We start from the raw sequence: 1,059 nt of genomic DNA on the forward strand, positions 1-1,059 counted from the left end.
GCAGACCTTCTTCCATGGCGATCGGAGCCAGCAGCTTGACGGTCATCGACACGTTGTCGCCCGGCAACACCATTTCCTTGTCCTTGGGCAGGTCGATCGAGCCGGTCACGTCCGTCGTACGGAAGTAGAACTGCGGACGATAGCCGTTGAAGAACGGCGTGTGACGGCCACCTTCTTCCTTGGACAGAATGTACACCTCAGCGGTGAACTCGGTGTGCGGCGTGATCGAACCCGGCTTGGCCAACACTTGGCCACGCTCGACGTCTTCACGCTTGGTGCCGCGCAACAGAATACCCACGTTGTCGCCCGCTTGACCTTGGTCCAGCAGCTTGCGGAACATTTCCACGCCCGTGCACGTCGTCTTCACCGTCGGCTTGATGCCCACGATTTCGATTTCTTCGCCGACTTTGACAATACCGCGCTCTACGCGACCCGTCACCACCGTGCCACGACCCGAGATCGAGAACACGTCTTCCACAGGCATCAGGAACGCACCGTCAACCGCACGCTCAGGCGTCGGGATGTACGTGTCCAGCGCATCGGCCAACGCCAAAATCGCTTGCTCGCCCAACTCGCCCTTGTCGCCTTCGAGCGCCAGCTTGGCCGAACCCTTGATGATCGGGGTGTCGTCGCCCGGGAAGTCGTACTTCGACAACAACTCGCGAACTTCCATTTCCACCAGCTCGAGCAGCTCGGCGTCATCAACCATGTCAGCCTTGTTCAGGAACACGATGATGTACGGCACGCCAACCTGGCGGCTCAGCAGAATGTGCTCACGCGTCTGCGGCATCGGGCCGTCAGCGGCCGAACACACCAGGATCGCACCGTCCATCTGCGCTGCACCCGTAATCATGTTCTTGACGTAGTCCGCGTGACCCGGGCAGTCAACGTGCGCATAGTGACGGTTCTGCGTCTCGTATTCCACGTGTGCCGTGTTGATCGTGATACCACGCGCCTTCTCTTCCGGCGCCGCATCGATCTGGTCGTAGCCGCGGGCTTCGCCCCCGAACTTCGTCGACAACACGGTCGTGATCGCCGCCGTCAACGTCGTTTTGCCGT

At 60.6% G+C, this 1,059-nt stretch carries 1 protein-coding gene; it reads right to left on the reverse strand.

Translation table 11 applies throughout. From position 1 onward, the window contains the following. Positions 1-1,059, reverse strand: a 1,059-nt coding sequence (gene tuf, locus ACYVI2_RS28930) for an elongation factor Tu (RefSeq protein ID WP_460490386.1), incomplete at both ends; no start/stop codon positions are given.

The organism is Bordetella tumbae (assembly GCF_054780995.1).